The 8,009-nt window shown below is 65.8% G+C and carries 7 protein-coding genes; 3 read left to right on the top strand and 4 right to left on the bottom strand.

Features of this window, described 5'->3' with window-relative positions; genetic code table 11:
- Window positions 1-269, bottom strand: a 269-nt coding sequence (locus VGZ32_RS18665; RefSeq protein WP_326887359.1) for an MgtC/SapB family protein, incomplete at its 3' end; no start/stop codon positions are given.
- A 169-nt stretch (window positions 270-438) separates the two neighbouring features.
- On the opposite strand from VGZ32_RS18665, the gene VGZ32_RS18660 reads away from it, so the two are divergent.
- Window positions 439-1,140 (top strand): acyltransferase, encoded by a 702-nt coding sequence (locus tag VGZ32_RS18660; protein WP_326887358.1) that lies wholly within the window; start codon window positions 439-441, stop codon window positions 1,138-1,140.
- 25 nt (window positions 1,141-1,165) lie between these two features.
- Here VGZ32_RS18660 and VGZ32_RS18655 read toward each other — a convergent pair whose 3' ends face one another.
- On the bottom strand, window positions 1,166-1,798 hold the full coding sequence (locus VGZ32_RS18655; RefSeq protein ID WP_326887357.1) for a HEAT repeat domain-containing protein: 633 nt from the start codon (window positions 1,796-1,798) through the stop codon (window positions 1,166-1,168).
- A gap of 561 nt (window positions 1,799-2,359) precedes the next feature.
- Between VGZ32_RS18655 and VGZ32_RS18650 the strand changes: the two genes are divergently transcribed.
- Window positions 2,360-3,796 carry a GuaB1 family IMP dehydrogenase-related protein gene (locus VGZ32_RS18650; protein ID WP_326887356.1) on the top strand — a complete coding sequence of 479 codons (1,437 nt, stop codon included), beginning with the start codon at window positions 2,360-2,362 and terminating at the stop codon, window positions 3,794-3,796.
- A gap of 383 nt (window positions 3,797-4,179) precedes the next feature.
- Here VGZ32_RS18650 and VGZ32_RS18645 read toward each other — a convergent pair whose 3' ends face one another.
- Both VGZ32_RS18645 and VGZ32_RS18640 read right to left on the bottom strand, forming a co-directional pair.
- Entirely contained in the window at window positions 4,180-4,704 is a 525-nt protein-coding gene (locus VGZ32_RS18645; RefSeq protein ID WP_326887355.1) for an Ig-like domain-containing protein, read from the bottom strand.
- A gap of 764 nt (window positions 4,705-5,468) precedes the next feature.
- Window positions 5,469-6,506 (bottom strand): cytochrome c oxidase assembly protein, encoded by a 1,038-nt coding sequence (locus tag VGZ32_RS18640; protein ID WP_326887354.1) that lies wholly within the window; start codon window positions 6,504-6,506, stop codon window positions 5,469-5,471.
- 598 nt (window positions 6,507-7,104) lie between these two features.
- Between VGZ32_RS18640 and recA the strand changes: the two genes are divergently transcribed.
- Window positions 7,105-8,009, top strand: a 905-nt coding sequence (gene recA, locus VGZ32_RS18635; protein WP_414642564.1) for a recombinase RecA, incomplete at its 3' end; no start/stop codon positions are given.

The raw sequence follows: 8,009 nt of genomic DNA, 5'->3' as shown, positions 1-8,009 counted from the left end.
GTCGTGACGCCGTGGAGGATCTCCTTGTCCTGGGCGGCCTGCCGGAAACACAGCCCGCCACCGATGAAGCCGATCCCCGTGACCGCACCACCCAGAACCGCCGGGGACGATATCGAGAGCGTGCCGATCAACGCCGTGCCCGCCCCCACGAGGGAGAACGTGCGATCGCCGGCCGGTGCACCCCGCACCGCCCGCTCGAACCCCAGGAGAAAGGTCAGCGCCCAGCCGACCGTGACCCGGGTGATCAACTCCACCTCGGTGATGTGCACTGTGAACTTCCTCCCCAAAACACCGTCAGTTCGAATGCTGGTATCACCTCGCCGCGGGGCAGCAGTCTAGGGCGTGCCCCGCGCGACGGCACCGGCCGGGCCGGATTGTCGCAGAACGGATTCCCAGGCGCTTTCGAGGACTGCCGACCGATCGCTTACGGTTGCAGTCATGCTGAAGCGTGGATGGTGGTCCGGACTGGTCAACCAGGCGATTCTGGCGTGTTGGCGCAGACTAGGCGAAGCTGGGCGGGTCACCTCGAAGTCCCCCGCATCGCACCGCTTCGCATCGTTCGGTGAGGGCACCGCGATCGCGTTCCCCCAGGGCACGCTCCTCGGCGAGCGCTGGATCTCGATCGGCCACTTCACGATGATCGGACCGCACGTCACCGTCACAGCCGGGTTCGTCCCCGAACTAGACCTCGGCCCGGTACCCATCGTGCGCATCGGCAGCGGCGTCGTTCTCGGACGCGGCAGCCACGTCATCGGCCATCACTCGATCGACATCGACGATGATGTTTATACCGGCCCTTATGTTTATATTACAGACCAGAATCACGGGTACGCGGACCCTGATGTCCCCATCGGTAAGCAGTTCCCCGTCAACGCCGCGGTCTCCATCGGCGCCGGGAGCTGGCTCGGCACCGGCGCAGTGATCCTCCCCGGCACCACTATCGGTCGGAACGTCGTCGTCGCCGCTGGCTCGGTGGTCCGCGGTGTGATTCCGGACCACTGCGTCGTCGCGGGCGTCCCAGGGCGCATCGTCAAGCAGTACGTCGGCGAAGGCGAGTGGGTCAGCCCACGTCTGACCGAAATCGGTGCAGAGGCCCTCCCCAAGCCACACCAGGAACTCACCCTGCACTCACGGCCCTAGGAGCTGTCCCGTCATCGCCATCCCGTTATTTGGGAGCGGACGGTGCGGTGCGTTCGTAGATGGTCCCACCGGGTGTGAACCAGCCAGCCTTCTTACGCACTGCCGGACTCGGGTCGTCGGCGTGCGATGCCTCCAAAGCGGCGACGGCGCGTGCATCGGTGTGGGCGAACTTGCCCACGAGCTCGGCGGCCCTCATCCGAACCTGCGGGTCCGGATCAGAGTGCAGGTGCGCCAGCGCGGGCCCCAGAAGCCGTTCGGGACCGGGTGCGCAGGCGTCGTCCTTGCACCGGTCACAAGCTAGGGCGTGAAACGCGGCGATTCGCACGGCTGCGTCGGGGTCGTCGGCCATGGCGATCAGCTCGCTCATGGACTCAGTGTCGACCAGGTGATCAAGCAGACGGCAGCAACCTTCACGGACGGCTGGATCTGTGTGGCTGAGTCCGGCGCGGATCGCGCTGAGCGCATCTTGTCCGCGTCGCAGCAACTCGTGATAAGCGGCGACGGTGCGCTGTGAGTCGCCCAAACACGAGACCAGGGTGTCATTGTCGGTCCTGACGAAGCCGAGTATGGCCTCGAGTGTGAAGTCCGGTACGACGCCCAGCAACGGGATTTTCGCACACGCCCGCCGACATGAAGTTCCGCGGACGATGTCCGACATGGGGTTTCACAGTAAAGCGACCCAGCGGCGGGTGTACTGCGCGGTGATCCGGCAGCTCACTCCGAAGCTGCGACTTCGGGGCTCTCGCAGCGGGCGAACTCGCCGCGAGATTCCGGCGTGAGATCCCGTGGCCGTCTCGGCTTCCTCGACCGTGTGGGCCTGACCCGCTGAGAACCATCGCCAATTCGACGAGATCATGGACCACGGGGTTCTCAGTCGCCTCACGGGATGGGTCGCTCCCGTCCCGGTGTGCTGGACCTGACCGGATCGGTGGAACTGGCACGATCACGGTGCCGCAGCCTTCGTGGACAGCCCAGTTTTCCTGGTGACGGGCCGTTTTCAGTGCCGTGGCTCCGCAAGACGGGCTTCTAGCGCCGTCCAGCAGGGCGTCGAGCGTTCGATCCGTCACAACCAAGCCGCCAGCCGCTCGCAGATTCGTTCGATACCCCGGGCGCCAGCGCAGTCGGCCGCGCAGCTCAAGCGGTCATACAAATCCCTGGTCAGGACGATCCTTTTGGGCGTCCCCAGGTTTCATCGTCGTAGCCGGTAGTATGCCGTTACGTGCGATTTCTGAATGATCTGATCCCTCAGTACGACTTGACCTATGACGACGTCTTTATGGTCCCGGCACGCTCTGACGTCGGCTCCAGGCTCGGCGTAGACCTGAGGACCCTTGACAGCTCGGGCACCACGATCCCGATCGTCGTCGCCAATATGACCGCTGTTGCCGGCCGACGCATGGCCGAGACAGTCGCAAGGCGAGGTGGCCTCGCCGTCCTCCCGCAGGACATCCCGCTGGACGTCGTTACGAGCGTGATCAACTGGGTCAAGACGCGGCACGTGGTCTATGACACTCCGATCACGGTGCGGCCAACCGATACGGTCGGAGACCTCCTCAACCTGCTCCCCAAGCGGGCGCACGGTGCTGCTGTCGTCGTGGTCGACGGTCGGCCGGTGGGCGTCGTCACCGACGCTGACTGCCAGGCGGTAGACAGGTTCACCCAAGTAGGGCAGGTCATGTCCCGTGATCTGCTCACGGTTCCGGCCGGAATCGAGCCCGAGGAAGCGTTCAATCGCCTCAGTAAGGGCCACCACCGTCTGGCGCCGATCGTCGACCAGGACGGTCGGCTTGCCGGACTGCTTACCCGTCAAGCATCGCTGCGGGCGACGCTGTATGAGCCTGCGGTAGACACCTTGGGACAACTGCGGGTTGCAGCCGCGATCGGTATTAACGGCGACGTCGCAGGCCGAGCGAAGGCGCTTCTCGAGGCCGGCGTGGACGTGTTGGTCGTCGACACGGCACACGGCCATCAGGAAAAGATGATCGCTGCCCTGAAGTCTGTCCGAGGACTGGATCCGCAAGTGCCTGTGGCGGCGGGGAACGTCGTCTCGGCGCAAGGCGTCCGCGATCTCGTGGCCGCCGGCGCGGACATCATCAAGGTGGGTGTCGGACCTGGCGCGATGTGCACGACTCGGATGATGACTGGCGTCGGCCGACCGCAATTCTCCGCGGTGCTCGAATGCTCGGCCGAGGCCCGCAGGCTTGGAAAGCACGTATGGGCCGACGGCGGCGTGCGACACCCGCGTGACGTCGCGTTGGCCTTGGCGGCGGGAGCGTCGAACGTCATGATCGGGTCCTGGTTCGCTGGGACGTATGAGTCGCCGGGAGATCTTCAGAGCGACGGCGCCGGGAAGCTGTTCAAAGAGAATTTCGGAATGGCATCGGCACGCGCGGTGAAGCTTCGTACTGCGGATGATTCGCCGTTCGAACAAGCGAGAAAGGCGATTTTCGAGGAGGGCATCTCGTCCTCCAGGATGTACCTCGATCCGCAGCGGCCGGGCGTCGAGGATCTGATCGACTCGATCGTCGCGGGGGTCCGGTCGTCGTTCACCTATGCGGGTGCGCGGTCGATTGAAGAATTCCATGAACGGGTCGTGGTCGGAATCCAGAGCGCGGCTGGTTATACCGAAGGCAAGCCGCTTCATACGAGCTGGTGACAGTTTTTGGGCATGCCGAAGACGTGTCGGTCCCGTCCATGGCCGGGACCGACACGCGGCTCTTTCGCGCGTCAGCCGGAGTTATCCGGTCTTGCCCGCCGACTGGCGTCACCCGGGTCGGCGGACCCTTGGTGGAGGGGGACCCCTCGGGAGGTTGGTTCGCCTCCCGCTCCACCGGTGCCCCCGCGGTAGAGAACCGGGTTGTGTCAGATTCCCGGTTCCCCGCGTACCCCCTTTCGGGGGCCGGAGGCGTTGCTGCCTCCGGCGCCGGATTCTTCCGGCTGACGCGCTTTGAGCCGCCTGCGCAAGATGAGCGGCCGTCCCACCCCATGCAGGCTGTCTCAGGGCTGGGGCGCAAATGATGGGCCCCAGCGGGTCGATGGTTACTTCACGGTGAAGCTGATCGGTGCGGACTGGCTGGCACGGTAGTTGTTGTCGCCGCTGTAGGACGCTGCTGCCGTGTGGTTGCCCGGCGGCAGGTCGATCTTCTCGGCGGCTCGGCCCCGCGCCAACGGGACGGGCTTGAGCGACTTCCCGTCGATGACGAAAGTCACCGATCCCGTTTCAGCGCTGTGGCGCTGGCTGTGCCCCTTTCCGGAGCTCTTGCCCTTGCCCTTCCTGCCGGTGCCCTTTCTGCCGGTAGTGCCGCCCTTCTTCCCCTTGCCGGCCTTCGAGTCTGTGACCTCGGACTCCGCGTGCCTCGCCGAGTTCCCAGTAGCAGTCGACGGCGCCACCCGTGCGGTGAGCGTGAAGCCGTGGCCGCTCGGGTCGCCATTGGGCGCGATCAGCGTGGTCACGGTCGGGGCCGGGGCGTTCGAGCCGCTGCCCGCCGCGAACGCGATCGCGGGGGCGACAGCAATGCCGCTGATCGTCGAGATGACCAGGGCTCGGGTGAACGCACGGGACATGGTTGGCCTCCTTGATCTCGTCGTCGCTGCCGCGGGCGTCTCCCGTGAGTTTCAGCGCGACGCAGATCACGATTCCAGGAATTGCCAAGCACCGAATCCCCAAAATGACGTATTTTTCTACGCTCTTTTGCGGAGGCTGGAAGAGTTATTTAGCTGATAATCGTGTTTGAGGAAATGGATGGCGGGCGGTGAAAGGTTCGAGAAGGGAAAATTCGGGAGGCGGCGCAGCGGGTGAGGGCGGAATCGAAGACGGGGAGCAGTTAAGTGGCGGGGCGGGCGCAGAAGGGGTGAGAAGCGGAGTGGTGGAGGGCGAGGAGTGGGGAGGCGGGTGAGAGGCGGGGCGGGAGTGGTGGGAGGGTAAGAAGCTAAGCGGTGGAAGGCAAGGAGTGGAGGGGCGGGGGCGGGAGCAGAGGGGGTGAGAAATGGAGCGGTGGAGGGCGAGGAGTGGGGCGGTGGGTGAGAGGCGGGGCGGAAGTGGTGGGGAGGGTAAGGAATGGAGCGGTGGAAGAGGAGAAGCAGAGAGGCGAGTAGAAGGCGGAGAGGGGAGAAGTAGAGAGAGCGGGAAGCGGGGAGGGGAGACGAGGAACGGAGAAGCAGGTAAGCGGGGGCGGAGACGTGGCGACGTGGGAGAGGGGGTGGCGGCATTTGGAGCTGTCCGGCAGGAACCGCAGCATGTTGTTTGTGGCAGCGCGCGAGGCGCTTGGCTAGTGGCGCGGCCGGCTCAGCCCGGCGCTGGTTCGGTTCGTCGCTGGCGCGTCGCGGATTCAGGAGTCGTCTTCTGGTGCGGCTAGGCCGAAGCGTCTGCTGAGCACGGGGTCGGTTTCCCACCAGGGGCGCAGGTGGCCTTCGGGGAGTTCTTCGCCCTCGTCGGCCTGGGCTGTGGGAGCGTGTTGTTCGACCTCGAGTACGTCGAGTTCGGCGTCGATGACCGCGGCTTCTTGGCGGTCTTCGCGGAACATGCGCCGCCAGAGCGCTCCAATGAACGGCAGGCCGGCAAGGTCGCCGAGAACCCAGATCGCCCCGCCCCCGATCAGCTGGTCCTGGTGGAAGGTCATGCCCCAGGGGCGCGCGAGGTGGGTGTAGTAGTCGAGCGCGACGGTGTAGCTGCCCCACATGAGGATGATGCCGAGCCCGCCGTCGGTCACCGCTTCGGCGAATGTGATCCAGACGGACACCATGTGCGGGTACTCGTGCGGTACTGGATCGATGCGCAGCCGCATCCAGTAGTAGTAGTAACCGACTACTACGAGGGTGAACCTGAGGATCTCGTTCTGGAGGTCGCTGCGCATGGCGGCCTGGAACCATGGCGAGAGGTACACCAGGAACGGCGTGCTCAGGAACACGGCCGACACGGTCGCCGGGAAGGCGAGGAACCTCGCGGGGCCGCTCCGGATGATCGCCGTAATGCGCGCGCTTGCGCTTTCTGACGTGTTCTCGAGGAGAAGCGTCAGGGGCGCACCCAAGGCGAAGAGCATCGGCACGACCATCATCAGGAGCGTGTTCTGGACGGCCCGGGGCCAGAACAGGATCCGCTCATAGGCGCCGAGGAACGAGACGTTGACGAACACGAACAGGGCGAGGCCGGCGAAGAAGAGCCCGGTCTGGCTCGCTCGCCATTCGCCTCCGCGCGCTTTGTGCCGCTGGACGCCAATGAGGTACAGGCCCGCAGCGACGACCGCGGTGCCCACTACCCACGGGTTGAACGTCCACTGCGTGGCGTAGGCGGAGTTCTGGAGTGCGGGCGGGCCGGAGTAGGCGCTGATGATCATGTGTGAGCCGAATCCGGAGATTCCGGTTGTCATGCGCTCATCACCTCGTAGTCTTACCTGTCCCGTGGCACATCGTAGGCAATCGCGCCGCGTCCGGTGCACGGCGGGGGTCAGTGTGGCGGCTTTGCGGTGACGGATGGCGGATGGGTGCGGGATGGCGGTGCTGGCTGGGGGCGGCGTAGCGAGAGGGGAGGATGAAGGGACGCGCTGGTGGGGGCGGTCAGGTGGGGCATCGGCGGGTCGGTAAGTGAGGACTGGGAAGCGGAGTATTTCGGGGGAGGTGGGAGGAGCGTGGAGGGAGAGAAGGGTGGGCATGGGCGGTGACGATCGGATTGTCGGACTGAGCGGGTCGAACGAAGTTGCGTGTCGGGGCCACTTCGCCAGGCCGAGCGGGTTAGAATTCGAACGAGAGTTCTAGAGCGCGTCGCGCTTGAGGGTCGATCAGGCCGGTTTTGCCGGGATTTTTCGGTATTTCCCTGCCGACGGGCTTCGCGACATGACACAGTTGCCGCTGAGGCGGGTTCGCGTTCTGGTGCGGCGGTGTTGTCGGCGGTGGCCGGTAACGTCCTTGTCGCAACTCCAACCGGCGGCCCCGAGACCGCGGACACACAGACACGGAGGCGAAGGAACCATGGCGGCGTCCACCGACCGGGAGAAGGCGATCGACGCGGCGCTCGCGCAGATCGAGCGGCAATTCGGCAAGGGCTCCCTGATGCGCATGGGCGATCAGACCCGGACCCCCATCGACGTCATCCCGACCGGCGCGATCGCGCTCGACGTCGCGCTCGGCGTCGGCGGTCTGCCGCGCGGCCGCGTGGTCGAGATCTACGGCCCCGAATCCAGCGGCAAGACCACGGTCGCGCTGCATGCGGTGGCGAACGCCCAGCGGGCCGGCGGCTTGGCCGCGTTCATCGACGCTGAGCACGCTCTCGACCCAGACTACGCGAAGGCGCTCGGCGTCGACACGGAGAATCTGTACATCTCCCAGCCGGACAACGGCGAGCAGGCGCTGGAGATCGCGGACACGCTCATCCGCTCCGGCGCGCTGGACGTCATCGTCATCGACTCGGTGGCGGCGCTGGTTCCGCGCGCCGAGATCGAGGGCGAGATGGGCGACTCGCACGTGGGTCTCCAGGCACGGCTGATGAGCCAGGCGCTGCGGAAGATCACCGGTGCGCTGAGCCAGTCGAAGACCACGGCGATCTTCATCAACCAGCTGCGTGAGAAGGTCGGGGTGATGTTCGGGTCGCCGGAGACCACGACCGGCGGCCGGGCATTGAAGTTCTACGCGTCGGTGCGGCTGGACGTGCGGCGGATCGAGACCCTGAAGGACGGGCAGGACGCGGTGGCGAACCGCACCCGGGTGAAGGTCGTCAAGAACAAGGTCGCACCGCCGTTCCGGCAGGCCGAGTTCGACATCGTCTACGGCCAGGGGATCAGCCGGGAGGGCGGGCTGATCGACCTCGGTGTCGAGCACGGATTCGTGCGCAAGTCCGGGGCCTGGTACACGTACGAGAGCGGGCAGCTGGGGCAGGG

The organism is Actinocrinis sp., assembly GCF_035938995.1.
Lineage (GTDB): Bacteria > Actinomycetota > Actinomycetes > Streptomycetales > Catenulisporaceae > DASZGI01.
The sequence above is the reverse complement of the archived record's forward strand: the minus strand, read 5'-3'. Positions and strand labels throughout refer to the sequence as shown.

Bases quoted from the DNA above. Each gene is read 5' to 3' on its own strand.
- VGZ32_RS18660 (WP_326887358.1), top strand. From the start codon at position 439: ATGCTGAAGCGTGGATGGTGGTCCGGACTGGTCAACCAGGCGATTCTG.
- VGZ32_RS18655 (WP_326887357.1), bottom strand. From the start codon at position 1,798: ATGTCGGACATCGTCCGCGGAACTTCATGTCGGCGGGCGTGTGCGAAA.
- VGZ32_RS18645 (WP_326887355.1), bottom strand. From the start codon at position 4,704: ATGTCCCGTGCGTTCACCCGAGCCCTGGTCATCTCGACGATCAGCGGC.
- VGZ32_RS18640 (WP_326887354.1), bottom strand. From the start codon at position 6,506: ATGACAACCGGAATCTCCGGATTCGGCTCACACATGATCATCAGCGCC.